General features: G+C 62.0%; 24 protein-coding genes. 10 read left to right on the forward strand and 14 right to left on the reverse strand.

The features are described from left to right. Positions 1 to 142 precede the first annotated feature (142 nt). On the forward strand, positions 143 to 568 hold the full coding sequence (locus tag AC1D0N_RS21065) for a hypothetical protein (protein WP_477247270.1): 426 nt from the start codon (positions 143 to 145) through the stop codon (positions 566 to 568). A 14-nt stretch (positions 569 to 582) separates the two neighbouring features. After that, positions 583 to 1,539, forward strand: coding sequence for an SEL1-like repeat protein (locus AC1D0N_RS21070; protein ID WP_477247272.1), 957 nt, complete (start codon positions 583 to 585; stop codon positions 1,537 to 1,539). A 174-nt stretch (positions 1,540 to 1,713) separates the two neighbouring features. Here AC1D0N_RS21070 and AC1D0N_RS21075 read toward each other — a convergent pair whose 3' ends face one another. After that, the gene (locus AC1D0N_RS21075; RefSeq protein ID WP_477247273.1) at positions 1,714 to 2,427 is read right to left on the reverse strand and encodes a DNA-3-methyladenine glycosylase I; all 714 of its coding nucleotides are present in this window, start codon (positions 2,425 to 2,427) and stop codon (positions 1,714 to 1,716) included. Positions 2,428 to 2,523: 96 nt separating this feature from the next. On the opposite strand from AC1D0N_RS21075, the gene AC1D0N_RS21080 reads away from it, so the two are divergent. Next, positions 2,524 to 3,081, forward strand: a complete 558-nt coding sequence (locus AC1D0N_RS21080; RefSeq protein ID WP_477247275.1) for a DUF1003 domain-containing protein — start codon at positions 2,524 to 2,526, stop codon at positions 3,079 to 3,081. Further along, the gene (locus tag AC1D0N_RS21085) at positions 3,078 to 3,683 is read left to right on the forward strand and encodes a DedA family protein (protein WP_477247276.1); all 606 of its coding nucleotides are present in this window, start codon (positions 3,078 to 3,080) and stop codon (positions 3,681 to 3,683) included. The genes AC1D0N_RS21080 and AC1D0N_RS21085 overlap by 4 nt, the downstream gene beginning before the upstream one ends. Positions 3,684 to 3,699: 16 nt before the next feature. Here the strand turns inward: AC1D0N_RS21085 and AC1D0N_RS21090 are convergent, their stop codons facing one another. The 3 genes from AC1D0N_RS21090 to AC1D0N_RS21100 all read right to left on the reverse strand — a co-directional run bounded on the left by AC1D0N_RS21090 (position 3,700) and on the right by AC1D0N_RS21100 (position 5,207). After that, positions 3,700 to 4,293, reverse strand: coding sequence for a hemerythrin domain-containing protein (locus AC1D0N_RS21090; protein WP_477247278.1), 594 nt, complete (start codon positions 4,291 to 4,293; stop codon positions 3,700 to 3,702). A gap of 40 nt (positions 4,294 to 4,333) precedes the next feature. Beyond that, entirely contained in the window at positions 4,334 to 4,693 is a 360-nt protein-coding gene (locus AC1D0N_RS21095; protein ID WP_477247279.1) for a diacylglycerol kinase, read from the reverse strand. A 94-nt stretch (positions 4,694 to 4,787) separates the two neighbouring features. After that, positions 4,788 to 5,207 carry a GFA family protein gene (locus tag AC1D0N_RS21100; RefSeq protein WP_477247281.1) on the reverse strand — a complete coding sequence of 140 codons (420 nt, stop codon included), beginning with the start codon at positions 5,205 to 5,207 and terminating at the stop codon, positions 4,788 to 4,790. Between the two features lie 332 nt (positions 5,208 to 5,539). On the opposite strand from AC1D0N_RS21100, the gene AC1D0N_RS21105 reads away from it, so the two are divergent. The 3 genes from AC1D0N_RS21105 to AC1D0N_RS21115 all read left to right on the forward strand — a co-directional run bounded on the left by AC1D0N_RS21105 (position 5,540) and on the right by AC1D0N_RS21115 (position 7,833). Then, positions 5,540 to 6,610, forward strand: a complete 1,071-nt coding sequence (locus tag AC1D0N_RS21105; RefSeq protein WP_477247283.1) for a GGDEF domain-containing protein — start codon at positions 5,540 to 5,542, stop codon at positions 6,608 to 6,610. Between the two features lie 106 nt (positions 6,611 to 6,716). Next, entirely contained in the window at positions 6,717 to 7,100 is a 384-nt protein-coding gene (locus tag AC1D0N_RS21110; RefSeq protein WP_477247285.1) for an antitoxin Xre/MbcA/ParS toxin-binding domain-containing protein, read from the forward strand. Next, positions 7,060 to 7,833, forward strand: a complete 774-nt coding sequence (locus AC1D0N_RS21115) for an RES family NAD+ phosphorylase (protein WP_477247287.1) — start codon at positions 7,060 to 7,062, stop codon at positions 7,831 to 7,833. Before AC1D0N_RS21110 ends, AC1D0N_RS21115 begins: the two co-directional genes overlap by 41 nt. A gap of 157 nt (positions 7,834 to 7,990) precedes the next feature. Here AC1D0N_RS21115 and AC1D0N_RS21120 read toward each other — a convergent pair whose 3' ends face one another. From AC1D0N_RS21120 to AC1D0N_RS21135, 4 genes are all read right to left on the reverse strand, one after another. Further along, positions 7,991 to 8,695: a hypothetical protein gene (locus AC1D0N_RS21120; protein ID WP_477247289.1), complete on the reverse strand. Its 705-nt coding sequence runs from the start codon at positions 8,693 to 8,695 to the stop codon at positions 7,991 to 7,993. Between the two features lie 189 nt (positions 8,696 to 8,884). Further along, a complete protein-coding gene (locus AC1D0N_RS21125; RefSeq protein ID WP_477247291.1) occupies positions 8,885 to 10,258 on the reverse strand; it encodes a class II 3-deoxy-7-phosphoheptulonate synthase in 1,374 nt (457 codons plus the stop codon). Positions 10,259 to 10,388: 130 nt separating this feature from the next. After that, positions 10,389 to 13,880, reverse strand: coding sequence for a transcription-repair coupling factor (mfd, locus tag AC1D0N_RS21130; protein ID WP_477247292.1), 3,492 nt, complete (start codon positions 13,878 to 13,880; stop codon positions 10,389 to 10,391). An 8-nt stretch (positions 13,881 to 13,888) separates the two neighbouring features. Next, on the reverse strand, positions 13,889 to 14,176 hold the full coding sequence (locus AC1D0N_RS21135) for an FAD assembly factor SdhE (protein WP_477247293.1): 288 nt from the start codon (positions 14,174 to 14,176) through the stop codon (positions 13,889 to 13,891). Positions 14,177 to 14,269: 93 nt separating this feature from the next. On the opposite strand from AC1D0N_RS21135, the gene recG reads away from it, so the two are divergent. Continuing rightward, positions 14,270 to 16,378 (forward strand): ATP-dependent DNA helicase RecG, encoded by a 2,109-nt coding sequence (recG, locus tag AC1D0N_RS21140; RefSeq protein WP_477247295.1) that lies wholly within the window; start codon positions 14,270 to 14,272, stop codon positions 16,376 to 16,378. Here the strand turns inward: recG and AC1D0N_RS21145 are convergent. From AC1D0N_RS21145 to AC1D0N_RS21170, 6 genes are all read right to left on the reverse strand, one after another. Continuing rightward, positions 16,330 to 17,088: a DUF502 domain-containing protein gene (locus AC1D0N_RS21145; RefSeq protein ID WP_477247297.1), complete on the reverse strand. Its 759-nt coding sequence runs from the start codon at positions 17,086 to 17,088 to the stop codon at positions 16,330 to 16,332. The two genes, recG and AC1D0N_RS21145, sit on opposite strands and share 49 nt — an antisense overlap. Positions 17,089 to 17,169: 81 nt before the next feature. Beyond that, complete coding sequence (locus AC1D0N_RS21150; RefSeq protein WP_477247298.1) at positions 17,170 to 17,469, reverse strand: HigA family addiction module antitoxin; 300 nt, start codon at positions 17,467 to 17,469, stop codon at positions 17,170 to 17,172. A gap of 36 nt (positions 17,470 to 17,505) precedes the next feature. Next, positions 17,506 to 17,787 (reverse strand): type II toxin-antitoxin system RelE/ParE family toxin, encoded by a 282-nt coding sequence (locus AC1D0N_RS21155; protein WP_477247300.1) that lies wholly within the window; start codon positions 17,785 to 17,787, stop codon positions 17,506 to 17,508. A 117-nt stretch (positions 17,788 to 17,904) separates the two neighbouring features. Then, complete coding sequence (gene glmS, locus AC1D0N_RS21160; protein ID WP_477247302.1) at positions 17,905 to 19,728, reverse strand: glutamine--fructose-6-phosphate transaminase (isomerizing); 1,824 nt, start codon at positions 19,726 to 19,728, stop codon at positions 17,905 to 17,907. 190 nt (positions 19,729 to 19,918) lie between these two features. Beyond that, entirely contained in the window at positions 19,919 to 21,277 is a 1,359-nt protein-coding gene (glmU, locus tag AC1D0N_RS21165; protein ID WP_477247304.1) for a bifunctional UDP-N-acetylglucosamine diphosphorylase/glucosamine-1-phosphate N-acetyltransferase GlmU, read from the reverse strand. A gap of 125 nt (positions 21,278 to 21,402) precedes the next feature. Further along, on the reverse strand, positions 21,403 to 22,149 hold the full coding sequence (locus AC1D0N_RS21170) for a cytochrome c biogenesis CcdA family protein (RefSeq protein WP_477247306.1): 747 nt from the start codon (positions 22,147 to 22,149) through the stop codon (positions 21,403 to 21,405). Between the two features lie 196 nt (positions 22,150 to 22,345). On the opposite strand from AC1D0N_RS21170, the gene AC1D0N_RS21175 reads away from it, so the two are divergent. Both AC1D0N_RS21175 and topA read left to right on the forward strand, forming a co-directional pair. Further along, a complete protein-coding gene (locus AC1D0N_RS21175; RefSeq protein ID WP_477247308.1) occupies positions 22,346 to 22,723 on the forward strand; it encodes a COG4315 family predicted lipoprotein in 378 nt (125 codons plus the stop codon). A 373-nt stretch (positions 22,724 to 23,096) separates the two neighbouring features. Further along, positions 23,097 to 25,733, forward strand: a complete 2,637-nt coding sequence (topA, locus tag AC1D0N_RS21180; RefSeq protein ID WP_477247310.1) for a type I DNA topoisomerase — start codon at positions 23,097 to 23,099, stop codon at positions 25,731 to 25,733.

Here is a 25,733-nt window from a genome sequence, read left to right on the forward strand (position 1 = left end):
ATGCGCAAAATATGCCGGCCGCGGCAGCCGGGTTTCCGCCGCACTGCGATGGGATCAGCTGACGCAAAGTTGATCTCCATCCCAGATTGACTTCAAAGAGGCGCAGCAGAATTCCTTCTAGCCAAGCGAAAGGGAGGAAGGAATGGCTGAAGAGGTCAATCCAAACAACGCTGCTGAGGCTGGGGCCGAAGTTACCAAGACAGACGGCATTACGCATGGTCCCATTACTATTGATCAATTTTGGGATGATAACCCGTTCATCATGCCTTGGATGGAAGAATATCTCCCAATAAATCGTATGTGGAAAGATGGAATATTCGTGGCATATAATTGCTTCTTTGGTGTTGTCATAATGGTTATACTATCAAAGATACTTTTAATTCCGGACAAAGTGGTCATTGCTCCGGGATTTATTATTATGATTTGGGATTCATATCTTTTGGCAAAGTTTAATACGAGAATGGCCCGTGCGCAGGGAAGATTTATTAGAGCCAAGCTGAATGAGAGATCCTTTTCCGAAAGGGTTCGGATCGGGGTGCTGGGAATCAAGGAATGGTTGAACCCGTAAATCGGAGACCCACCATGCAGAGCTGTTCGAAGTTGCTTTGTTTCGTCTCCGGCATGCTGGTGGCCGGCGTCGCCAATGCCGGGCAAGCGGAACGGGCCTATAAAAGAGGAGACTACGCAGCGGCTGTCTTGTTGTGGAGCGTCCTGGCTAACACCGGTGATCCCAAAGCGCAGGACAATCTTGGCACTGCTTACGCCGAAGGGCACGGTGTCACACAGGATTACGATCAAGCTGCGGCTTGGTACCGTAAGGCAGCAGACCAGGGTGATGCCCAGGCAGAGGAAAATCTCGCCAATCTTTACGACCGTGGCCAAGGCGTCAAACAGGACTATGCCGAAGCCGCAATTTGGTATCGCAAAGCTGCCGATCAAAGATTAGCAGCCGCTCAAACCGGTCTCGGATTGCTGTACAGATATGGAAGAGGCGTTCCACAGGACTATAAAGAAGCTGACACGTGGTTCCGTGAGGCCGCTGATCAAGGAACGGCCATTGCCCAATACTTTCTGGGATTGGCTTACCTCAAAGGTCAAGGCGTCGCCCAGGACTATGCTCAGGCAATCGCATGGTATCGCAAAGCGGCGGAACAAGGAGATGCCCTGGCGCAGCATGATCTTGGTGTAGTGTATGCGAAGGGCCTAGGCGTTGCGATTGACTACGCCCAGGCCGTCTCTTGGTTCCAGAAGGCTGCGGACCAGGGGAATGCGGGTGCTGAGTACGACCTTGGTGTTTCGTACTACAAGGGGCTAGGGGTCCCTTTAGACTATGTGCAGGCCGTCTCTTGGTTCCAGAAGGCTGCGGACCGGGGGAATGCGGGTGCTGAGTACGACCTTGGAGTAGCATACCTGGATGGCCATGGTGTGAAGCAGGATACTGCCCACGCTCTCATTTTGATTCGCAAGGCTGCTGATCAAGGGGATCCCACTGCCAAAGCCAATCTTATCAAGTTAGAGCCACCGGCAAAAAAGGCCTAGGTTGGGCCATTCCAATTTCCCAGAAGCCCTGCTCTTGTAGGAACAACTGTATCCAACGATCCGTGTCTCACAAGAGTTTCGTTGACATTTTAGGAATTCTGTCCCGCAATCCTTGGGAGGCTATTGGGAAGGGCTCTAAATTTAATCGGATACCGGCTGCGTCAAATCACCAGCCTATTCGCCCATATATTGGCGCAGCGATTGCGGCGAATGGTTCTCGCCGATCGACATCGCCAGGATGCGCGAAATGTGGCGACGCGGCAGGCCGGTTTCGGCTGCCCAGACATTGATCTGGACCTGGACCTTCTCAAGATCCCTCTTGGATGTCGGACTGTCCGCGATGTCGAGGCCGGCATCGCGCAGCGCCGCTCCCATGTCGGCCGAGATGATGAAGGCATCCCATTCCAGCCAGCGCAGGAAATACTGGCCGGTGTTGCCGCCGAGCCGGCTGCCATGCTTGCCGAGATATGCCATCAGCCCGACCTGGTCGTCGGCAGGCCAATCGGCGAGAAATTTGCCGAAACCACCATGCTCCTTCGATACGCGCTCGACGAAGGCGGCGTTGTCGCGCACGGATTTGATCTTCTGCGGGTTGCGCACGATGCGCTTGTCGGCCGTCAAATCGTGCCAGAAATCGTCAGGCTGGAACAACAGCCGCTTCGGTTCGAAGCCGAGGAACGCTTCCTCGAAGCCCGGCCATTTCTGCTCGATGACCCGCCAGACGAAGCCGGCGGCAAAGACGCGCTCGGCCATAGTCGATAGAATGCGGTCGTCTGCAACTTTCGCCACCGCGGCATTGTTGGGCACAGGCCCCAGCAGCGACGACAGCTGGGCCTCACCGCCCTTGCGTTTGGCGGCACGGGCGCGGATTTTCGCGAAATCGGGCATTTTGCTTCCCATCCTCACGCCACGCTTTTGACGGAGCGCCATCTTCCTATATGCAAACATGGCTGCCAAGCCGATGCTTTTCCTATGGAGACATCCATGAACAAAACCGTGCCAGAACTCGCCAACCGCTGGCTGAAGCGAACGCCGGAGGCTCTCAGCGAGCTTGAGCGACGCGTGCTGCAGAGCACCGTCGACCGCAAGCCGATTTCGCAAGACATCAACCAAAATCTTGCCGGCCTTCAGGGCGCGGGCGATCGTATCGCCGATGCCATCGCCCGCGTCGGCGGCTCATGGTCGTTCATCCTGTCCTTCATCGCCTTCCTGATCCTCTGGATCGGCGCCAATTGGTGGCTGCTGGGGCAAAGTTCGTTCGACCCCTACCCCTTCATCTTTCTCAATCTCGTCCTGTCGATGATCGCCGCCTTGCAGGCGCCGGTGATCATGATGTCGCAGAACCGCCAGGCCGCACGCGACCGCATCGACGCCGCGCACGACTACGAGGTCAATCTCAAGGCCGAGATCGAGATCATGGCGCTGCACGAAAAGCTCGACGAGTTGCGCCACAGCCAGATCATCGGCATGCGTGACGAGATCGCGCAGATCGCCGACCGGCTGAGACGGATCGACGAACGGCTGACGCCGCAGACATCATGACGGAGACCATCCATCATCTCATCGAGCAGTACGGGCTGATCGCCGTCTTTCTCGGCTGCGTCGCCGAAGGTGAAAGCGCTGCCATCCTCGGCGGCTTCTTCACGCACCAGCACGTCTTCATCCTGTGGCAGGCCTTCCTCGCAGCCGCCCTTGGCGCCTTCGTCGGCGACACTTTCTTCTTCATTCTCGGGCGGAGCTTTGCCGACCATCCTTACGTTCGCAAACTGAAAGCCAGGCCGGGCTTCAATCACGCATACCGTCTGGTCTCCTCGCATCCCAACATCTTCGTGCTGTCGAACCGCTACATCTACGGCTTGCGCCTGGTCGGCGGCATAGCCGCCGGCTTTGCCAGCATCACGGTGACACGCTTCGTCATTCTCAACGCCATCTCGTCGCTGGTCTGGGCGGCATTGTTCTGCACCATCGGCTATGTCTTCGGACTGGGTGCTGAGCGTATCGTCGGCCAGGCACTGCATCGTCACGAACGGCTGTTGGTGGCGCTCGCCATTGGCCTCGCCGTCGCCCTCCTCGCCTGGCTCATCGCTCGCACCGTCGCCAGCAAAGAGCGCGCCAAGGACGCCCGCAATAGCGAAGCCACGTAGTGGCGAGCCACGTAGTTCAGTCGTCGTCCCCGATCAGGGCGCGGTCGCCGCGGTCAAGGATTAGCGGGATGATCAAATCCTCCTCGTCGGCCAGATGCCGCTTCAGCATGGCGATCAGCCGACCGTTCTCGTCGGCATAAGCGTCCGCCGCAAAGCGCTGCTTGTCGTCGCTCTCCTGCAGCGTCCTGATAAAAGCGTTCGCCGTCTCGGCATTGCGCTCCAGCCCCTCGTGGATCGTGTGGTGATCGGCGTCGAGGATCTCGAAGCCGCGTTTCAGCCGCGGCTCTGCTTTGGCGAAGACCGGGAAGTATTGATAGTCCTCGACATTGTGGTGGCCGTCGAGGTTACCGAGAAAATGGTTGAGGCGCGGCGCGAACCAGCGGGCGAAATCCGGCGCCGTCAGCCTGCCCTCGCGATAGTCGCCAATGCCGTTGCTGAGCATGCCGCCAAGCTCGCGGAACATGTCGTGCCGCTGCAGCCACATGTTCGCCATTCCATGAATGTTGGCGTGGCCCTGCCAAACCTCGCGCGGATATTTCTCCGTCAGCCAGCGCAGATCATCCGGCAGGCCGGTGCGTTCGAGCAGCAGAAATTCGGCGGCCTCACTCATGACGGTCTCCTTTAGTAACCGTCATATAGGAGCCGGGATGTCAGATCGGTAGTCCCGTGATGCGCTCGATGATGGCGATGCCCCAGACACCAGCCACGATCAGCACCGAAATCAGCACCGCCAGCGATCCGCAATCCTTGGCCAGCTGGATATCGACGTTGAACTCCCGGCTGAACGCATCGCATGCCGCCTCGATGCCAGTGTTCAGAACCTCGACCATGATCAAAAGCAGCACCGCGCCGACCAGCAGCGCGTAGCCGCGCCATGACACCGAGACAAACCAGCCAAGCGGCAAGGCAAGCACGAGCAGCATCAGCTCCTGCTGAAAAGCCTTTTCGCTGGCGGCCAGCTTGCGAAACGCCCGCACTGAATTGAAGAAAGCATCGATAAGCCGCTGCATGCTCAAATCCCCTGGAATCACCGGCAGGGGATAACGCAATGGCCGGATCAAGGGAATAAGGCAGGCGCTTCAAAAATCATTGGCCCGCACCGTGTCACTCCTCGGCAACCTTGACCGACGGCGTCGACCTCTCGAACTGCGGCAGCGCATCGTCGATCGAATAATAGTCGCCCTTGTCGCCGACGAAGATGTGGCACTGCCCCACAAGCTCAGTGGGCTTGTCGAACAGCCCGGCCATGACCGAGACATAGGCGTCGTCGCGCGGCTTCCAGAACAGCAGCGAGCCGCATGTCTTGCAGAAGCCGCGTTTGGCAAACGAAGACGCCTCGTACCAGGTGATGCTCTCGGCGCCCGCTATCGTGATGTTTTCATCGGGCACATTGGTTGCGGCGTAGAAATGCCCGCTTTGCTTGCGGCATTGCGAGCAGTGGCAATAGATCACCCCGCGCAAGGCCCCCCGCGTCTTGAAGCGCACCGCCCCGCACAGGCACGATCCGCTGTGATTGTCATCCATCCCGGCCTCCGTTCGATAGCGCCATTCATGGCTTCGCCACACTGGCAGGATTCCAGTTCTGCTGCGTACAGGCAAACGCGACACAGCGCGGACGCGTTTTGAATTCCCGCTGCACGGCAGCAAAGCTTTTACAGCCTGAGGTAGAGAAAACGTGCTGAACCACGTGACATTAAGGAAACTTTAGCGCCCCCGCATCTATGGTCCTTGGCAGCGAAAGTCGTGATTGGGGACGCGGCTTTTCGAAGGTTGACCTGGAATTCGGCTCACGCCCCGTCGGCGACATCATGCACTCGCAGGTCTGCGAAGGCTCCCAGGGGTAGAGTGAACAGAACATGCAGCCGGTAGCCGTCCAGACCGACCGAAATGCAGACATCGCAACCAATGTTGTGATGACCATGCGCCAGCTCGGCGTGCTCGGTCTGCCGCGCAACTATGAAATCTTCTACGAGGCGCTGAACGGCACCAATCGCGAGCTCAGCCTTGCCGTCGTTTCGTTGAGCAACCGGCCGACGCAAGAGGAACTGGACCAGATCGGCCGCACCTTCTTTGCGCAGCATCATGGTCCCGGCATTGTCGAGCAGGCGCGCGACGTCCTTGCCAGCGAGCTCGAGGACATCGCCTCGCTGCTGCGCAATGAACGCAGCCATATCGAGAAATACGGCAGGATCCTCGACGAAACGTCGAGCGGACTTTCCAACCGCAGCCTGCTTTCGCAGGATCTGCTGCAAAAGGTCGTCAGCGCCATATCTGCCGCCACCAATTCGACGATCGACCACGGCAAGCAGGTTGCCAGCACGCTGAGCGACAAGACGGCCGAGCTCGAAAGCGTCAAGTCCAAGCTCGAGGAGTACAAGCGGCTCGCCGACACCGATCCGTTGACCCACATCTGGAACCGCCGCGCCTTCGACAAGCAGATCACCAGGATCTACACCAGCAACAAGGGCATCCTGTTCAACGCCCTGATCCTTGCCGACATCGACCGCTTCAAGGACATCAACGATCGCTACGGCCACCCGGTCGGCGACAAGATCATCCAGATTGTTGCCGACATTTTCCAGACCAGCATTGCCGCCGACATGTTCGTGGCCCGAACCGGCGGCGAGGAATTCGCGTTGATCATCGAGGGTGTCAGCGAGGACACCACCTACGAGATCGCCGAGCGCATACGCGCGCTGATTGAACAGACGCCGTTCACCAGCAGCCAGACCGGCACCAACTACGGCACCGTGACCGTATCCATGGGCATCTGCATGGCATCCGAGGCCGAAAGTGCCGAGGACCTGTACACCAAGGCGGACCGGGCGCTCTATCGCTCCAAGGTCAGCGGGCGTAACCGCGTGACCAGGCATTCGGCGATGGCCGGCCGCGCCGGCAAAAGCTGGCTGCTCTACAAGAAGGACTGATCCCTTTCGCCGCAAGAGTTTGTCGGCCGCGCCTCCAATTGTTTTGATCCAGAATCTTTCCATATGAATTTTTATGGCCTATATTTCCCATAGAAATGGAAAGACCATGTCTGTGATACAACCCAAAATCGCTGCCAACGCAGCCGAAAATGCGGTTTTGACCAAAGCCACGCTGCGCGCCGCCGACCTTCTGGACATCACCGCCAGGATGCTGGCTTCCGTCATCGGTGTTTCGGAAGCCACGGTTTCACGCATGCGCCGGCAGGAGTTCCTGCTGGAGCGCGGCACCAAACCGTTCGAGCTGGCGGTGCTGTTCGTGCGGCTGTTCCGCTCGCTCGACGCCATTGTCGGCGGTGACGAGACCGTTGCCCGCGCGTGGCTGAAGAACGCCAATACGGCATTCGACGGCAGCCCGCTGGAAAAAATCCTGACCATATCAGGGCTTGTCGATGTCATTGCCTATCTGGACTCCCGACGCGCTCTCGTCTGAAGCGGTCCGCCTCGACGGCAAATACTGGCGCATGGTCGAGGCGCAGCACCGTGTCTCGACATTGAAAGTCGTCGACACGCTGGACGAACAGGCGCTGCTGGAAGACCTGATCGAGGAAACCAAGCCGCAGATCCCGCTCGAATGCCGGCATCTCCATTATCTCCTGGCGACGCCGTTCCGCTACGGCTCGGTCTATCCGCACGGCTCGCGCTTCCGCCGCGCCGGCAAGACCTTGGGCGTCTACTATGCCGCCGAAACCATGATGACCGCGGTTGCCGAAATGGCCTTCTACCGTCTGCTGTTCTTTGCCGAATCGCCGGACACACCCTGGCCACGCGACGCCGCCGACTACACCGCCTTCGCCGCCGCCATCAAATGTGCCAACGCCATCGACCTGACACGGCCGCCGCTTGATCGCGATGCCGCGGCGTGGACGCATCCAACCGACTATGCCGCTTGCCAGGCGATTGCCGATGTCGCGCGCATGGACGGGATGCAAGCAATCCGCTATCGCTCGGCGCGTGACCCCAAGGGCGCCAACATCGCACTGCTGACCTGCAAGGGGTTCGCCAAGGCAAAGCCGCTGGAGCCGCAGACCTGGCGCATCCGCCTCGGCGCCTTCGGCGTGCAGGCGATCTGCGAATTCCCGGAAAAGCGCATCGAGTTTTCCAGGACCGCCTTTGCCGCCGATCCCCGACTGAATGGACTGCGCTGGGAACGCGGGCGCAAATAGCTCGAGCTCGGCTCCAAGGTGTGTTGAGATTCAGGTCAGGCCGAGTCGAAAATGGCGGATTCCGAGAACCGGAGCGGAGCGTACTTTTCGTACGTGAGCACCGGAAGCGCAGGAAGCCGCCATTTGCAGGCCGGCATCACCTGAATACCGACACAGCTTACGCGAGGATGTTGACGGTACGCGCCGCCACCAGCGCGATCGTCAGCAGCGAGATCATCGCCTCCGCCATCATCAGCAGCTTGGCGCGCTGGCTGAGCGGCAAGGTGTCGGTGGGCGAGAACGCCGTCGCGTTGGTGAAGGCCAGGAACACGTAGTCGACAAAGCCGGGCAGCCAGTCATGGGTTTCGCGGTCGGGCAGCGTCATTTGCGGGAACAGGAAGTCCGCCTGCGCGCGCTTGACCAGACCGCAGGTCGGCGGCCCGCCCCGGTCGGTGCTCCAGAACCATAGAGCAAACACGATGACGTTGGTCACCCAGATGTTCAGCGCGTCGACCAGCAACGTCGTTCCGGCGCCGGCGTGGCCTTCGAGCAGCGCCTTGACCAGCAGAACCAGCGCCCCGCAGTTCATGATGCTGATGACGCCGGTCGTGACCAGTGCCGTCCGGCGGATGTAGACGCGAAACCGGCCGATCGCATACCAATGCTCGTGGTCGACGGCCTTCTGCGTCGCCATTTGTGTCCAGGCGGTCGCGATCGACAGCGGTACAAGCAGGGTCGCCTCGATCACAGGCGCCAACCAGCGCGGCCCGAACGACAAATCGTTGATGACGAGAAGCTGCAGGCAGATGATGACGAGGACCGCAGCGCGCGCCGACCAGAAGTCAAGCGCGCGGTGGTGGATGATGGCATGCTCGTGGCGCATGGTGTTGGCGACCGGATGGAGAGGGCTCGGAGCTTCCGCGTTCCGCCCCAATCTTGGTTTTGCAATGGTCGCGTGCGAACACATTTTCGTATGCTCGGATGTGATGACGGCCCGCCATGCATCGCCGCGAAACGAAAAAGCGCCGGATTTCTCCAGCGCTTTTGATCAACCAAACTCAAGCCGGCAGGCTTAGCCGTTTGCAACCTGCTTGTGCTGCACCGGATGGCTCTTCTTGAGCAGGTCCGAGACCAGGAACGCCAGTTCGATCGCCTGGTCGGCGTTGAGGCGCGGGTCGCAATGGGTGTGGTAGCGATCCTGCAATTCCTCGGCGGTGATGGCGCGAGCGCCACCAGTGCATTCGGTGACGTTCTTGCCGGTCATCTCGACATGGATGCCGCCCGGATGCGTGCCTTCGGCGCGATGCACCTCGAAGAAGGTCTGCACCTCCTTGAGAATGCGGTCGAACGGCCGCGTCTTGTAGCCGGCGGCCTCGATGGTGTTGCCATGCATCGGGTCCGACGACCACACCACGCTGCGGCCTTCCTTCTTCACCGCGCGCACCAGCTTCGGCAGATGGTCGGCGACCTTGTCGGAGCCGAAGCGCGCGATCAGCGTCAGCCGTCCCGGCTCATTTTCCGGGTTGAGCAGGTCGATGAGCTGCAGCAAACCGTCCGGCGTCAGCGACGGCCCGCATTTCAGGCCCAGCGGGTTCTTGATGCCGCGGCAATACTCGACATGCGCATGGTCGGGCTGGCGCGTGCGGTCGCCGATCCAGATCATGTGGCCGGAGGTTGCGTACCAGTCGCCGGAGGTGGAATCGACGCGGGTCAGCGCTTCCTCGTAGCCCAGCAGAAGCGCCTCGTGGCTGGTATAGAAATCGGTCTCGCGCAACGCGTAGTTGGTCTCCGAGGTGATGCCGACGGCCTTCATGAAGTCCATCGTCTCGGTGATGCGGTTGGCCAGCGACTCGTATTTTTCGCCCTGCGGGCTGTCGGAGACGAAGCCGAGCATCCAGCTGTGCACGTTCTCCAGGCTGGCATAGCCGCCCTGCGCGAAGGCGCGCAACAGGTTGAGCGTCGCCGCCGACTGGCGGTACGCCATCTCCTGCCGTGCGGGATCCGGAATACGCGACTTGGCGTCGAACTCGATGCCGTTAATGATGTCGCCGCGATAGCTCGGCAGCGTCACATCGCCCTTGGTCTCGTTGTCGGACGAGCGCGGCTTGGCGAACTGGCCAGCGACACGGCCGACCTTGACCACCGGCTGCGCGCCGGCAAAGGTCAGCACCACAGACATCTGCAGGAAGACGCGGAAGAAGTCGCGGATGTTGTCCGCGCCATGTTCGGCAAAGCTCTCGGCGCAATCGCCGCCCTGCAGAAGGAACGCATCACCGGCAGCGACAGAAGCAAGCTGCTTCTTCAGCTTGCGCGCCTCACCTGCAAAAACCAGCGGCGGAAAGGTGGCGAGCTGGGCTTCCGTGTTCTTGAGCGCGGTGAGATCCGGATAAGCAGGAACCTGCTTGATCGGCATCGATCTCCAGGAATTCGGCGACCATTTCGTCATCGTTGCACCCAACGCTCTTTCCCGCGAACACCCGCGTCCGCCATTTCAGCCCCTATATGGGGTGGCGGCTCCATACACGAAGCCGATTTCCTATTCTAGACCGGAATTTCAGCGCTGGCGAATGAGCCGGCTATGCCGCAGCCAGCCGCGCCAATTGCGTCATCACCACAGCCGAACCCGCCAGCCGCTTTTCGGCAGTCGCCCAGTCGCGGCTGAACACGACGCTGTGGTCGGGCCGGATCTTGGCCAGCGAGCCCTGCTCGCCGATGAACTTGACCAGTCCGACGGGATTGGAAAACTCGCGTTTGCGGAAATGGATGACGACACCTTTCGGCCCGGCATCGAGCTTTTCGACATTGGCCTTGCGGCAGAGCGCCTTGATGAAGACGATCTTGAGCAGATGCTTCACCTCCTCCGGCAGCGGTCCGAAGCGATCGATCAGCTCGGCACCGAAGGCATCGATCTCCTCGGTGTTTTCGAGATCGCCCAGGCGGCGATAGAGCGCCAGCCTGAGCTGCAGGTCCGGCACATAGCTTTCCGGGATCATCACCGCCGTGCCGACGGCGATCTGCGGCGACCAGCCGCCATCCTGCACTTCGCCGGAATCCTTCACTTCGGCGACCGCTTCTTCGAGCATCTGCTGGTAGAGCTCGAAGCCGACCTCCTTGATGTGGCCGGACTGTTCTTCGCCGAGAAGATTGCCGGCGCCCCTGATATCGAGATCGTGGCTGGCGAGCTGGAAGCCGGCGCCCAGCGTGTCGAGCGACTGCAGCACTTTCAGCCTGCGCTCGGCGGTGTCGGTCAGCTTGCGGTTGGCCGGCAGCGTGAACAGCGCATAGGCGCGCACTTTCGAGCGGCCGACGCGGCCGCGCAACTGATAGAGCTGCGACAGGCCGAACATATCGGCGCGATGCACGATCAGCGTGTTGGCGGTCGGAATATCGAGGCCGGATTCGACGATAGTCGTCGACAACAGCACATCGTACTGGCCGTCATAGAAGGCGTTCATGATGTCGTCGAGTTCGCCGGGCGGCATCTGGCCATTGGCCACCGCAACCTTCAGTTCCGGCACGGATTCGCGCAGGAAATCATGGATTTCGGCGAGATCGCTGATGCGTGGCACGACATAGAAGGAATGGCCGCCGCGATAACGCTCCCGAAGCAGCGTCTCGCGGATGACCAGCGGATCGAAGGGCGAGATGAAGGTACGCACCGCCATGCGGTCGACCGGCGGCGTCGCGATCAGCGACAGCTCGCGCACTCCGGTCAGCGCCAGCTGCAGCGTGCGCGGAATCGGCGTCGCCGACAGCGTCAGCACATGGACATCGGTCTTGAGATCCTTCAGCCGTTCCTTGTGCTTGACGCCAAAGTGCTGCTCCTCGTCGATGATCAGCAGGCCGAGATTCTTGAACGAGATCGCGGAACCGAGCAGCGCATGGGTGCCGATGACGATGTCGACCTGGCCTTCGGCGATGCCTTTCTTGGTCTCAGCCAGTTCCTTGGCGCCGACCAGCCGCGAGGCCTGCCCGACGCGGATCGGCAGGCCGGAAAAACGCTGCGAAAACGTCTTGAAGTGCTGGCGCGACAAAAGCGTCGTCGGCACCACCACCGCGACCTGAAAACCCTCCATGGCCGCGATGAAGGCCGCGCGCAGCGCCACTTCGGTCTTGCCGAAGCCGACATCGCCGCAGATCAGCCGGTCCATCGGCTTTCCGGCCGCCAGATCGTCCCTGACCGAGTCGATCGCCGTCTGCTGGTCGTCGGTCTCCTCATAGGGGAAGCGGGCGGCGAACTCCCCATAAAGGCCTTCCGCCGGCACCAGGCTCGGCGCGGCGCGCATCTGCCGCTCGGCGGCAATGCGGATCAACTGCCCGGCCATGTCGAGCAGGCGCTTCTTCAGCCGCGCCTTGCGCGATTGCCAGGCACCGCCGCCAAGCTTGTCGAGGGAGGCTTCGGCCGAATCCGAACCGTAGCGCGACAGAAGCTCGATGTTTTCCACCGGCAGGAACAGCCGGTCGTCGCCGGCATAGTGGATTTCGAGGCAGTCATGCGGCGCGCCGACCGCTTCGATGGTGCGCAGGCCTATGAAGCGGCCAATGCCGTGGTCGGCGTGGACGACGATGTCGCCTGATGACAGCGATGAGGCCTCGGCGATGAAGTCCGATGCGCGCTTCTTGCGCTTGGAGCGCCGGATCAGCCGGTCGCCCAAAATGTCCTGCTCGGCGACGACGACCAGTTTTTCGGTCTCAAAACCGGATTCGAGCGGTAGCACGGCAAGTGCCGCTTGCCCCGGCTCGAGCTTTTCCGCCTCGGCCAGCGTCGCGACCTGGCTGAGGTTGCCAAGATGGTGCTCGGCGAGGATCTGGCCAAGCCGGTCGAGCGAGCCCTCGGTCCAGCCGGCAACGACGATGCGGCGGCGCGCCGCACGCTCGTCGGCAATGTGTTTGACGACGACGTCGAAGACGTTGACACCGGGATCGGCACGCTCCTCGACGAAGCTGCGGCCATGGCGCGAGCCGGCATGGTAGACTTTCTTGGCGCCGGCATCGGGCGCGTCGAAAGGCGTGAAGTCGATCGCTTCGCGCGGCCCGAGCGACGCCACCAAATTTTCCGGCGAGAGATAAAGCAAATCCGGCGGCACCGGCTTGTAGGGCACGGCGTCCTTTAGCGCGCCATCGGCCTGCTTCTTGCGCGCCTCGTAGTGATCGAGGATCAGCGTGTGGCGTTCGGCCAGCGCCTCATGCGCCAGATGGTCGAAAATGACCGGCGTATCCGGCAGATAGTCGAACACGGTCTCCAGCCGCTCGTAGAAGAACGGCAGCCAGTGCTCCATGCCGGCAAAGCGGCGGCCTTCGCTCACCGCCGCATAGAGCCCGTCATCGCGCTGCGGCGCGCCAAAAGCCTCGATATAGGAGCGGCGGAAGCGGCTGATGGTTTCCGGCGTCAGCGCCACTTCGCTCATCGCCTGCAACGCCATCGATTTGCGTTGGCCGGTGGTGCGCTGGGTGGCGGCGTCGAAGACGCGGATCGATTCCAGCGTATCACCGAAGAAATCGAGACGAAGCGCCTCGGTCCAGCCGGGCGCGAACAGGTCAAGAATGCCGCCACGCACCGCGAACTCGCCAACGCCGCGTACGGTCGGCACCCGCTCGAAACCGGATGTTTCCAGCCGCGATACCAGCGCGTTCATATCGATCTGGTTGCCGGGCTTGGCGTGGAAGGTCTGCGACTCGACCAGGCTTGCCGGCGGAATGCGCTGCAGCAGCGCATTGGCGGTGGTGAGGATGACGGCGCGATGCGGCTTCTTGGCCAGCGCAATCATTGCGGTCAGAGCATCGAGCCGTTTGGCGGCGGCGTCCGAACCTGGCGAGACGCGGTCGTAGGGCAAACAGTCCCAGGCCGGCAGTTCCAGCACCGGCAGGCCGGGCGCGGCAAAGGCCAGCGCCTCCACGATCGACGGCAGGCGCTGACCGTCGCGCGCCACGAACAGCACCGGCTTGTCGGGCGCGATCTCGAGTGCCGCCTGCACCAGCGCAAAGGCCTCGTAGCCGTCGGCAACGCCGTCGACGATGAACTGGCCGGCGCGGCCCTTCGGCAGGCCGATTGTAGGGATAAGGCTCATAAAATCTTTCAGAATGTCATGGAGCGGCGGGACGCGAGGATTTTTTGCAGGACCGAACAGTCGATCTCTTGGGGAACCGGGCGCTCGCCGGTGACCATGGGCAGGAATTCGGTGTCGGGAATGTCGAGGAGCCTCTCATATTGGTCGATTTCGTCGCCGGTCAAGGCGCCGATCTCGGCATCGGCGAAGCTGCCGAGGATGAGGTCCATCTCGCGCATGCCGCGATGCCAGGAGCGAAACAGCAGCTTACGGCGGCGGGCGTCGAGCCCCTCGCTTGATCGTGTCGTTCCGGTCATTGTGCCGCGTCCCAAGTCGTGAACGGCGCATATAGCGTGGATAGAGGGCGGTGTCAGCCTTGCGCTGCGGCCGTCGCGACATAAGCTGACATCATGCGTCCTTCCATCCTCGATCCGCTGTTCGTCCCGATCACGTCGCTTGCCGGCGTCGGGCCGAAGGTTGGCACGCTGATCGAGAAAATCGTGCCGGCCGATCTTGGCGACCGCACTGCCCGCGCAGGCGACCTTTTGTTCGTGCTGCCGCACACGGTGATCGACCGCCGCAATCGGCCGGGCATCGCACTTGCCGCCGAAGGCGCAATCGTCACGCTCGAGCTGCGCATCGACCGCCATCAGCCACCGCCGCGCGGCAACCGGTCGGTGCCTTACCGGGTCTACGCCCATGACGACACCGGCGAGATCGGGCTGACCTTCTTCCATGCCCATGCCGCCTATCTCGAAAAGGCGATGCCGGTGGGCGAGCATGTGGTCGTGTCCGGCCGCATGGAATGGTTCAACGGCCGCCCGACCATGGTCCATCCCGACCATATCGCGCTGGCCGGCGACGCCGAAAACCTGCCGCTGGTCGAACCGGTCTATCCGCTCACCGCCGGCTTGTCAGGAAAAGTGCTGCGCCGTGCGATCGGCCAGGCGCTCGGAAGACTGCCGGAACTGCCGGAATGGCAAGACGATGCCTTTATGCGCAAGCAGACCTTCCCTGCCTTCGCCGATGCGCTTGCCCGCATTCACTATCCGGCGGATCCGATCGATGTCGCCATCGAGGGGGCGGCATGGCGCCGCCTAGCCTATGACGAATTGCTTGCCGGCCAGGTGTCGCTCGCTTTGGTGCGGGCAAAGGTGCGCCGCCTATCGGGCCGGCCGCTGGTCGGCGACGGCCGCATCGTCGAGAAATTGCGCGCTGCCCTGCCCTACAAGCTCACCGCTTCACAGGAATTCGCCCTCGCCGAAATCAACGCCGATCTCGCCGACCCCGAACGCATGCTACGCCTGCTGCAGGGCGATGTCGGCTCGGGCAAGACGGTGGTGGCGCTGCTCGCCATGGCGCGCGCCGTCGAAGCCGGAGGCCAGGCGGCGCTGATGGCGCCGACCGAAATCCTGGCGCGTCAGCATCTTGCGACCATCACGCCGCTGGCGGAACGAGCCGGCTTGCGCGTCGCCATCCTCACCGGGCGCGAAAAGGGCCGCGAGCGCATCGACACGCTTGCCGGTCTGGCGAGCGGAGAAATTGACATCGTCGTCGGCACCCACGCCCTGTTCCAGGAGACGGTGACCTACAACGACCTCGTCTTCGCCGTCGTGGACGAGCAGCACCGCTTTGGCGTCCACCAGCGGCTCGCCATCACCGCCAAGGGCGACGCGCCCGACATGCTGGTGATGACAGCAACGCCGATCCCGCGCACTCTAGTGCTGACCGCTTTCGGCGACATGGACGTCTCCAAGCTGACGGAGAAACCGGTTGGCCGCCGGCCGATCCGCACCGTCACGCTGCCGCTGGAGCGGCTCGACGAACTGGTCGGCCGCATGCAGGATGCCGTTGCAGATGGCCAGAAGATCTACTGGATCTGTCCACTGGTCGAGGAATCCGAAGAGATCAAGCTGATGTCGGCCGAGGACCGTTTCGTCTCGCTGCAGCCCCTGTTCGGCGACCGCATCGGCCTTGTCCATGGCCGCATGAAGGGCGCCGAGAAGGACGAGGCGATGCGCGCCTTCAAGCAAGGCGAGACACGCATCCTGATCGCCACAACAGTGATCGAAGTCGGCGTCGATGTGCCGGATGCGACAATCATGGTCATCGAGCACGCCGAGCGTTTTGGCCTCGCCCAGTTGCACCAGCTGCGCGGCCGGGTCGGGCGCGGCGACAAGCCCTCCTCCTGCGTGCTGCTCTACAAGGACCCACTCGGCGAGACGGCAAAACGCCGCCTGTCGGTGATGCGCGACACGGAAGACGGCTTCCGCATCGCCGAGGAGGACCTGAAACTGCGCGGCGAAGGCGAGTTGCTCGGCACCCGCCAATCCGGCACGCCGGGCTTCCAGGTGGCGCGCCTGGAAGTGCATGCCGACCTGCTGGAAGCCGCCCGCGACGATGCAAGGCTGGTCCTGTCGCGCGATCCGGAACTGCAGTCCGAGCGCGGCGAAGCGCTGCGGCTGTTGCTTTATCTGTTCGGCCGCGACGAAGCCGTGCGGCTCCTGCGCGCCGGCTGAGACAAGGCACCGATTGACGGATTGGCGAGATCTCCATCGATCTGCTCGCCGTTCAGCGTCACCAATTTGGCGTTGAGCTCCGGCGCCACCAGCCCGGCCGAGACGATCAGCTTGGCCCCATCCTCGATCGTCATGTCGAGAAGCACGATGTCGGATTTCGGCACATACATCAGGAAGCCGGTGGTCGGGTTGGGGGTACACGGCATGAACACGGCGATCAGCGGATCGCCTTCCTGATCGAGCTTCTGGTTGATTTCGGTCTCCTTCTCGCTGGCGACGAAAACCAACGACCAGACACCCTTGCGCGGATATTCAACCAGTCCGACCTGGCGGAACATGTCGCCCTTGTTCGACAGCACGGTTTCAAAAATCTGTTTCAGCGATCCATAGATGCCGCGCACCAGCGGCATGCGGCCAAGCAGGCGCTCGCCGAAATTGACGATGGCGCGGCCGACGATGTTGGCGGTGAGGAAACCGATCATGGTGATCAGGAACAGCGCCACGATCAGCCCAAAACCCGGGACCTGGAACGGCAGATAGGTGTCCGGGCTGTAGCGGGCCGGAATATAGGGCTTTACCCAGGAATCGACCCAGCCGACGACGGACCAGGCGATATAGGCCGTGATCGCCAGCGGCGCGCAGACGACAAAGCCCGTCAGGAAATAATTCCTCAGCCGGGTCATGCCGGAAGTTCGTGGAGCATCGGACATGGTTCACCGGGGGCGCGGGTTGCACCGCAACACTAGTGGACCGGAAAGCGCTTTGGAACTGCGAAGTTTTTAAAGAACCAATTATGCCGCCGCTTCCAGCGGTTCGATCTTTGCGAGTTCCGGCGCGAGTTTCCTAGCCTCGGTCTCAAGCTCGTAGGCCTGCTGAAAATTCATCCAGAACTCGGGTGTCGTGTTGAAGAACCTGGCGAGGCGAAGGGCCGTATCGGGGGTCAAACCGATCTCCTCCTTGGCAATGCGCTCGATACGGGTGCGCGGAAGATTGAGCTTTTTCGCCAGCGCACCGGCACTCATGCCGAGCGGGACGAGATACTCTTCGCGCAGGAATTCTCCAGGGTGAATGGGGCGTGCGAACTTGAGCATAGTTCAGGGTCCTCAAGGGTCAGGGCAGGTGCCCACTCAATGGTAGTCGACGATCTCCACGTCTTCGGCGCCAGCTGCGGTCCATCTGAAGCAGATGCGCCATTGGTCATTGATGCGAATTGAATGCTGTCCGACTCGGCTCCCTTTCAGGGCTTCAAGGTGGTTTCCTGGTGGCGATCGAAGGTCGTTCAATTGCGCGGCATTTTCGATTGCACGAAGACGGCGTTCGCCACGGGCAACCAGATCGGGTGGAAATCCTTTCGGCGCCTTGCCTGCAGCAACCGCTTCCACGGCCTTGCCCTTGAACGAAACGATCAACGTCCTACCCCTTGCTCTGTATCATACATTGATACATCGCGGCACGCAATGCAAATGTATCGTTGGATGATACCGATGCTGGATCGACGGTTGGCTAAATTGAGATTTGCCGTCGCCCTATTCCACCGTCACCGACTTCGCCAGGTTGCGCGGCTGGTCGACGTCTGTGCCCATGAACACGGCGGCGAAATAGGCCAGCATCTGGATCGGCAGCGCATAAATGATCGGCGAGATGATTTCCGGCACGTCGGGCAGGATGATCGTCTCCATCGTCTTCACGCTCGCCTGGGCCGCACCCTTGGCGTCGGTGATCAGGATGATCTTGCCGCCGCGTGCTGCCACTTCCTGCATGTTCGACACGGTTTTTTCGAAAATGCGGTCATGCGGAGCGATGACGATGACCGGCATGTTTTCGTCGATCAGCGCGATCGGCCCATGCTTCAACTCGCCGGCGGCATAGCCCTCGGCGTGGATGTAGGAGATTTCCTTGAGTTTCAGCGCGCCTTCCATGGCCAGCGGAAAATTGGTGTCGCGGCCGAGATAAAGCACATCGGAGTAGCGCGACAGTTCCCGCGCGATCCGTTCGATCTGCGCCTCGAGTTTCAGCACCTGGTTGGCATAGCGCGGCGCTTCGGAGAGCTCGCGCACCAGGATTTTCTCCTGCTCCTTCGAGATCGTGCCGCGCGCTACGCCGGCCCGCACGGCAAGCGATGCCAGCACCGAGAGTTGGCAGGTAAAAGCCTTGGTCGAGGCAACGCCGATCTCGGGGCCGGCGAGCGTCGGCAGCACCACGTCGGATTCGCGCGCCATGGTCGATTCACGCACATTGACGATCGCGCCGATCTTCATGCCTGCCTTGCGGCAATAGCGAAGCGAGGCCAGCGTGTCGGCGGTTTCGCCCGATTGCGAGATGAAGAAGGCGGCGTCATTCGCCGACAGCGGCATTTCGCGGTAGCGGAATTCCGAGGCGACATCGATGTCGACCGGCAGCCGCGCATAGCGCTCGAACCAGTATTTGCTGATCAGCCCAGCGAGATAGGCAGTGCCGCAGGCCGAGATCGCCAGCCGGCCGATTTTGGCAAAGTCGAACGGCAGGTCGAGCGGCTTCGAGACCCCACCAACGAAATCCACGTAGTGCGCCAGCGTGTGGGAGATCACCTCAGGCTGTTCATGGATTTCCTTTTCCATGAAATGGCGCCGGTTGCCCTTGTCGACCATGAAGCTGGTCGAGAGCGACTGCTGGCGCTTGCGTTCGACCTTCTTGCCATCCATGTCGAAGATGCTGACCCCGTCGCGGCGCACCACCGCCCAGTCGCCGTCTTCCAGATAGGTGATCGAATTGGTGAACGGGGCGAGCGCGATGGCGTCGGAACCGAGAAACATCTCGCCGTCGCCATGGCCGACGGCCAGCGGCGGGCCGTTGCGGGCGCCGACGATCAGGTCTTCGTCACCCCTGAACATGATGGCCAGCGCGAAGGCGCCTTCCAGGCGCTTCAACGCCTGGTGCGCGGCCTCGACCGGTTTCAGCCCCCTGGCCAGTTCGCGCGCCACCAGATGCGCCACCACCTCGGTGTCGGTCTGAGACGCGAAAGAATAGCCGTCGCGGATCAGCTCCTCGCGCAGTTCGGCGAAATTCTCGATGATGCCGTTGTGGACGATGGCGACGCCGTCGGAAAAATGCGGATGCGCATTGGTCTCGTTGGGCACGCCATGCGTCGCCCAGCGCGTGTGGCCGATGCCGATCGTGCCGTCGAGCGGCTCGTCCTTGAGCCGGCGCTCGAGGTTGACCAGCTTGCCCTCGGCGCGGCGGCGGCCGAGTTGGCCATGCTCGATGGTGGCGACGCCGGCGGAGTCATAGCCGCGATATTCGAGCCGCTTCAGCGCATCGACGATGAGCGGCGCCACCTGCGAATGGCCGACAATCCCAACAATACCGCACATGGCTGCTTGCCCCCGATTCCCTGCAGAAAACCCAGCGCTATTTAGGGATGGCCGGCCTGCCGCGAAAGTCACATTGCGTTTCGTCCCGTATCAGCCGGGACGCTTCTGCACCGATGCACCATGCCAGACCGCTCTTGCAATCCGGTTACTGCAATCATTCAGTTTTTTCAGGCGATCGACCTGAAAATATTCACTTTTTCTTCGCCGCCGCGACCGAAGCGAAACGCTCGCGTATTTCCTTGCCCTTGCCGGGAATGGTCTTCTGGCGGGCGCGGCCAAAGGCCAGCGCGTCGTCAGGCACGCTTTCGGTGATGACGCTGCCCGAGGCGATGTAGCTGCCCCTGCCGATCGTGAGCGGCGCCACCAGCGAGGAATTCGAGCCGATGAAAGCTCCTTCGCCGATATCGGTGAAGAATTTCGAGTAGCCATCATAGTTGCAGGTGATGGTGCCTGCGCCAATGTTGGCGCCCGGACCGACGCGGGCATCGCCGACATAGGTGAGGTGATTGACCTTGGCGCCCTCCTCGATGGTCGCCTTCTTGACCTCGCAGAAATTGCCGACCTTGGCTTTGTTCCTGAGATCGGCGCCCGGCCGCAGCCGCGCGAACGGCCCGACCTCGCAATTCGAGGCGATGGTGGCGCCTTCGAAATGGCTGAAGGCGTGGATCCTCGACGCCGTGCCGATCGTTACGCCCAGCCCGAACCAGACGTTGGGTTCGACGATGGTATCGGCGCCGATCTCGGTGTCGTGCGAGAAGTACACGGTTTCGGGCGCGATCAGCGTAACGCCGGAGAGCATCGCCGTGCGCCGCCGGCGCGTCTGCCAGATGCCTTCGGCCTCAGCCAGTTCCGCCCGGTTGTTGATGCCGAGCGCGTTTTCGAAGCTCGCCTCGGTGGCGACGACATCGAGGCCTTGCCCGCTGGCGATCTCGACAATATCGGTGAGGTAATATTCGCCCTTGGCGTTGGTGTTGCCGACGGCATCGAGCAGCTTCAGCGCCTGGCTGCCGGCAACCGCCATCAGCCCGCCATTGCAGAAGTTTATTGTCCGCTCCTCCTCGGAACAGTCCTTTTCCTCGCGGATGGCGACGAGCTTGCCGCCCTTTTCGATAAGCCGGCCATAGCCGGTCGGATTGGGCGTGCGAAAGCCGATGACGACGACGGCCGCACCTTCCGCCAGCTTCAGCCGCGCCACGGTCAATGCATCCGGATCGATCAGCGGCGTGTCCCCGAACATCACCAGCACATCGTCGTAACCCCTTGATATCGCAGCGCGCGCCGCCAGCACGGCATGTGCAGTGCCGAGGCGTTTTTCCTGAACGAAAGTCTCGGCCTTCGGTGCGAACTTCTGCGCCGCCTTGCGCATCTCGTCGGCGCCATGGCCGATCACCAGCGCCTGGTCGCCGGCGCCTGCGGCTTCGGCCGCCTTGACGACATGAGCGACCATCGGCAGCCCGGCGATCTGATGCAACACCTTCGGCAGCGCACTCTTCATGCGCGTGCCTTCGCCGGCGGCGAGGATGACGGACAGGCAGGATCTCTGGCTCATGGAATGGCAACCGTATGAAAAAGGATCAGGAATCGGAACTATCTAGCATTGGCGCCATGCTGAACCAATGCGGTTAAATTCCGGTGAGATGACAGAGCTGCTGACTCTCAATGAGACGGTCTAGCCTACCCCAGCTGCCCTAGCACCGGAAAATTCTCCAGCAGCCAGTAGGACGCGGCCTGCACGCCGCCGGTGAGGAAAAACACCCCGGCGATCACCAGCAGCGCGCCGATGGCCTTTTCGACGCGGCCGAGATGGACGCGGAATTTTCCGAGGAAGCGCATGAAGGCGCCGGAAAACAGCGCCGCGATCAGGAACGGGATGCCGAGCCCGAGCGAATAGGCGGCAAGCAGCAGCGCGCCCTCGCCCACCGTCTCGCGGCCACCGGCCAGCGTCAGGATCGGCCCCAGCACCGGGCCGATGCACGGTGTCCAGCCGAAGGCGAAGGCCAGTCCCATGACATAAGCGGCTATCAAGCTGGCCGGCTTGCCTTGCGATTGGAACCGCGCCTCGCGCGACAGCAGCGGAATGCGCAAGATGCCGAGGAAATTCAGCCCCATCAGGATGATCAGCACGCCGGCGGCCATCGCCAGCGGCTCCTGCCAGACGCGCAGCAAATGACCGATGGTCGAGGCGCCGGCGCCGAGCGCCACGAACACCGTGGAGAAGCCGAGCACGAAGGCGAGCGAGGAATAAAGCAGCGCCCCGCGCGCACCCTCCCGTGCCGTCACGCCGGCATTGCCGCGGAAATCGTCGACCGAGACGCCGGCCATGTAGCAGAGATAGGGCGGCACCAGCGGCAGCACGCAAGGCGACAGGAACGAGATCGCCCCCGCTCCGATCGCGCTGACATAGCCGATGTCCAATGCCATTTCCGTCTCCTGGTCCTTGCGCTGCCATATAGCCGCGACCGCACCCGTCCGCCAATCACCATCGCGTGGCAAGTCGTCGCCATACGCAAGAGGCCATACGCAAGAGGATTGCCTGGGAAGAAAGCGCAGCCGGGCAGCGTTTGTAGAACGAGGCCGCGATTTTCCGCGCGCTTCGAGATCACCCAGGGAGATTCCGATGAAAACCATAACAGCAGGCTTGGCCGCGCTTTTGCTCAGCACCGCCGCATCTTTCGCCGCCGAGGCATGGAAGGAAGCCGAGGTCGGGGGCGTCAAGATCTACACCGATGCCAACGGCATGACGCTCTATACCTATGACAAGGACGAGAAGGGCAAGACCAACTGCTACGACAAATGCGCCACCAACTGGCCGCCGCTGAAGGCCGAGGCCGGCGCCAAGGCGGATGACGAATGGAGCATCGTCGACCGCACCGACGGCACCAAGATGTGGGCCTATGACGGTAAGCCGGTCTACACCTTCATCAAGGACAAGAAGGCCGGCGATACGACCGGCGACGGTGTCGGCGAGGTCTGGCATATCGTCAAGGCCGACTGATTTTCGAACTGGATTCCCGCTCCATCGGCGGGAAACGGGCTGGCTGCCGGATATCCCCCTCCAAGCACTCCGGCGGTCAGCCTTTTGCCTATCTCGACGCTCGATCGTGTGTGGCACCCGGCCTGATCTAAACGGACGGTGAGGCGACGGAGCCCCGAGTCGTTTTCCGAGACGCGAGACACAAAGTGCCCTTGCCCAAAATTCTGTGATTTTCTCCATACACTCTAAGAGTGTATTGCTGCGGACATGCCGGCAATTTGGCCGCTTCCCCTTGACCGGATGCAAAAGCGCGGCCATGTGAGCGACAAATAGAACGAGATTTCGTCGCGCGCAGCGGAATCCTTCTGCCGCACCACAGCTGATATGAGACCTCATGGACGTCGTCGTCGTCGAATCGCCGGCCAAGGCAAAGACAATCAACAAGTACCTCGGCAAGAACTATAAGGTTCTGGCCTCGTTCGGGCACGTCCGCGATCTGCCGGCCAAGGATGGCTCGGTGCGTCCGGACGAGGATTTCGCCATGTCCTGGGCGGTCGACACGGCCTCGGGCAAGCGCCTTGCCGACATCGCCAAGGCGGTCAAGGACGCCGATGGCCTGATCCTCGCCACCGATCCCGATCGTGAGGGCGAAGCGATTTCCTGGCATGTGCTGGAAGTGCTGAAGCAGAAGCGCGCGCTGAAGGACAAGCCGGTCAGCCGTGTCGTCTTCAACGCCATCACCAAGTCGTCGGTGCTGGAAGCGATGGCCAATCCGCGCCAGATCGACGGTCCGCTGGTCGACGCCTATCTCGCCCGCCGCGCGCTCGACTATCTCGTCGGTTTCACGCTGTCGCCGGTGCTGTGGCGCAAGCTGCCGGGCGCCCGCTCCGCCGGCCGCGTCCAGTCCGTGGCGCTGCGCCTCGTCTGCGATCGCGAATCCGAGATCGAGCGCTTCATCCGCGAGGAATACTGGCAGATCGCCGCCATTCTCGGCACACCGCGCAAGGAGAATTTCGAAGCGCGGCTGACCGCCTTCGACAGCAAGAAGCTGCAAAAACTCGACATTGCCAACAAGGCGCAGGCCGACGACATCAAGGCGATGCTCGACGGCGCCACCTTCAAGGCGCGCTCGGTCGAAGCCAAGCCAACCAGGCGCAATCCAGGCCCGCCCTTCACCACCTCGACACTGCAGCAGGCCGCGTCGTCGGGCCTCGGCTTCTCCGCCAGCCGCACCATGCAAGTGGCGCAGCGGCTCTATGAAGGCATGGAAATCGGCGGCGAGACCACCGGCCTGATCACCTATATGCGAACCGACGGCGTGCAGATGGCGCCCGAGGCAATCGCGGCTGCGCGCGACGCGATCGTCAAGGAGTTCGGCCCCAAATACTTGCCGGAAAACCCGCGTCAGTACACGACCAAGGCCAAGAACGCCCAGGAAGCGCACGAGGCGATCCGCCCGACCGATTTCATGCGCACCCCGGCATCGGTCAGGCAGTATCTCGATTCCGACCAGATGCGGCTCTATGAGTTGATCTGGAAGCGCGCCATCTCCAGCCAGATGCAGCCGGCCGAGATCGAGCGCACCACGGTCGAGATCGAGGCGGTCAACGGAGCCCGCACCGCCGAGCTTCGCGCCATCGGTTCGGTGGTCCGCTTCGACGGCTTCATTGCCGCCTACACCGACCAGAAGGACGACGATGCGGAAGACGAGGAAAACCGCCGTCTGCCCGAGATCCGCGCCGGCGAGCAGCTTGCCCGCGAAGCGATCAACGCCACCCAGCACTCCACCGAACCGCCGCCGCGCTATTCCGAGGCATCGCTGATCAAGAAGCTGGAAGAACTCGGCATCGGCCGTCCGTCGACCTACACCGCGATCCTGAAGACACTCGAGGACCGCGACTATGTCACCCTCGACAAGCGCCGGCTGGTGCCGCAGGCCAAGGGCCGGCTGCTGTCGGCCTTCCTCGAAAGCTTCTTCCGGCGCTATGTCGAGTATGACTTCACCGCGTCTCTCGAAGAAAAGCTTGACGAGATTTCCGACGGCAAGCTCGCCTGGAAGGACGTGCTGCGCGATTTCTGGAAGGATTTTTCCGGCGCCGTCACCGACATCAAGGAACTGCGCGTCACCGATGTGCTCGATGCGCTGAACGAGGAACTGGCGCCGCTGGTGTTTCCCGCGCGAGAGGACGGCTCCAATCCACGAATCTGCCCGAAATGCGGCACCGGCAATCTGTCACTGAAACTCGGCAAATTCGGCGCCTTTGTCGGCTGCTCGAACTACCCGGAATGCTCCTTCACCCGCCAGCTCGGCGACGCCGCCAATCCCAATGGCGAGAATGGCGGCGGCGAAGACGGCACCAAGGTGATCGGCAAGGATCCCTACACCGCCGAGGAAATCACGCTGCGCAGCGGCCGCTTCGGCCCCTATCTGCAACGTGGCGACGGCAAGGAAGCCAAGCGCTCCAGCCTGCCCAAGGGCTGGACGGTCGAGTCCATCGACCACGAAAAGGCGCTCGCTCTGCTGTCGCTGCCACGCGATGTCGGCAAGCATCCGGAGAGCGGCAAGATGATTTCGGCCGGGCTCGGTCGCTACGGGCCCTTCGTGCTGCATGACGGCACCTACGCCAACCTCGAAGGCATCGACGAGGTGTTTTCGATCGGCCTCAACCGCGCCGTGTCGGTGATTGCCGAGAAGCAATTGAAGGGCAAGGGCGGCCGCAATGGCGGCACCCCGGCTGCCTTGAAGGAGCTTGGCGACCATCCCGATGGCGGCGGCAAGATCGTCGTGCGCGACGGCAAATACGGACCCTACGTGAACTTCGGCAAGGTCAATGCGACGCTTCCCAAGGGCAAGGACCCGCAGTCGGTGACGATCGAGGACGCGCTGGCGCTGATCGCCGAGAAGGAAGCCAAGGGCGGCGGCGGCAAGAAGCCATTCCGCAAGGCGGCGGCGGCCAAGGCCCCGGCAGCCAAGAAGACAGCAACCAAGAAGGCGGCGGCGAAAAAACCGGCGGCCAAGAAAAAAGGATAA

This window comes from Mesorhizobium sp. P2_E10 (assembly GCF_056404235.1).

Excerpts from the sequence above, each read along its gene's own strand:
- AC1D0N_RS21065 (WP_477247270.1), top strand. The coding sequence starts at position 143 with ATGGCTGAAGAGGTCAATCCAAACAACGCTGCTGAGGCTGGGGCCGAA.
- AC1D0N_RS21070 (WP_477247272.1), top strand. The coding sequence starts at position 583 with ATGCAGAGCTGTTCGAAGTTGCTTTGTTTCGTCTCCGGCATGCTGGTG.
- AC1D0N_RS21075 (WP_477247273.1), bottom strand. The coding sequence starts at position 2,427 with ATGCCCGATTTCGCGAAAATCCGCGCCCGTGCCGCCAAACGCAAGGGC.
- AC1D0N_RS21080 (WP_477247275.1), top strand. The coding sequence starts at position 2,524 with ATGAACAAAACCGTGCCAGAACTCGCCAACCGCTGGCTGAAGCGAACG.
- AC1D0N_RS21085 (WP_477247276.1), top strand. The coding sequence starts at position 3,078 with ATGACGGAGACCATCCATCATCTCATCGAGCAGTACGGGCTGATCGCC.
- AC1D0N_RS21090 (WP_477247278.1), bottom strand. The coding sequence starts at position 4,293 with ATGAGTGAGGCCGCCGAATTTCTGCTGCTCGAACGCACCGGCCTGCCG.
- AC1D0N_RS21095 (WP_477247279.1), bottom strand. The coding sequence starts at position 4,693 with ATGCAGCGGCTTATCGATGCTTTCTTCAATTCAGTGCGGGCGTTTCGC.
- AC1D0N_RS21100 (WP_477247281.1), bottom strand. The coding sequence starts at position 5,207 with ATGGATGACAATCACAGCGGATCGTGCCTGTGCGGGGCGGTGCGCTTC.
- AC1D0N_RS21105 (WP_477247283.1), top strand. The coding sequence starts at position 5,540 with ATGCAGCCGGTAGCCGTCCAGACCGACCGAAATGCAGACATCGCAACC.
- AC1D0N_RS21110 (WP_477247285.1), top strand. The coding sequence starts at position 6,717 with ATGTCTGTGATACAACCCAAAATCGCTGCCAACGCAGCCGAAAATGCG.
- AC1D0N_RS21115 (WP_477247287.1), top strand. The coding sequence starts at position 7,060 with ATGTCATTGCCTATCTGGACTCCCGACGCGCTCTCGTCTGAAGCGGTC.
- AC1D0N_RS21120 (WP_477247289.1), bottom strand. The coding sequence starts at position 8,695 with ATGCGCCACGAGCATGCCATCATCCACCACCGCGCGCTTGACTTCTGG.
- AC1D0N_RS21125 (WP_477247291.1), bottom strand. The coding sequence starts at position 10,258 with ATGACGAAATGGTCGCCGAATTCCTGGAGATCGATGCCGATCAAGCAG.
- mfd (WP_477247292.1), bottom strand. The coding sequence starts at position 13,880 with ATGAGCCTTATCCCTACAATCGGCCTGCCGAAGGGCCGCGCCGGCCAG.
- AC1D0N_RS21135 (WP_477247293.1), bottom strand. The coding sequence starts at position 14,176 with ATGACCGGAACGACACGATCAAGCGAGGGGCTCGACGCCCGCCGCCGT.
- recG (WP_477247295.1), top strand. The coding sequence starts at position 14,270 with ATGCGTCCTTCCATCCTCGATCCGCTGTTCGTCCCGATCACGTCGCTT.
- AC1D0N_RS21145 (WP_477247297.1), bottom strand. The coding sequence starts at position 17,088 with ATGTCCGATGCTCCACGAACTTCCGGCATGACCCGGCTGAGGAATTAT.
- AC1D0N_RS21150 (WP_477247298.1), bottom strand. The coding sequence starts at position 17,469 with ATGCTCAAGTTCGCACGCCCCATTCACCCTGGAGAATTCCTGCGCGAA.
- glmS (WP_477247302.1), bottom strand. The coding sequence starts at position 19,728 with ATGTGCGGTATTGTTGGGATTGTCGGCCATTCGCAGGTGGCGCCGCTC.
- glmU (WP_477247304.1), bottom strand. The coding sequence starts at position 21,277 with ATGAGCCAGAGATCCTGCCTGTCCGTCATCCTCGCCGCCGGCGAAGGC.
- AC1D0N_RS21170 (WP_477247306.1), bottom strand. The coding sequence starts at position 22,149 with ATGGCATTGGACATCGGCTATGTCAGCGCGATCGGAGCGGGGGCGATC.
- AC1D0N_RS21175 (WP_477247308.1), top strand. The coding sequence starts at position 22,346 with ATGAAAACCATAACAGCAGGCTTGGCCGCGCTTTTGCTCAGCACCGCC.
- topA (WP_477247310.1), top strand. The coding sequence starts at position 23,097 with ATGGACGTCGTCGTCGTCGAATCGCCGGCCAAGGCAAAGACAATCAAC.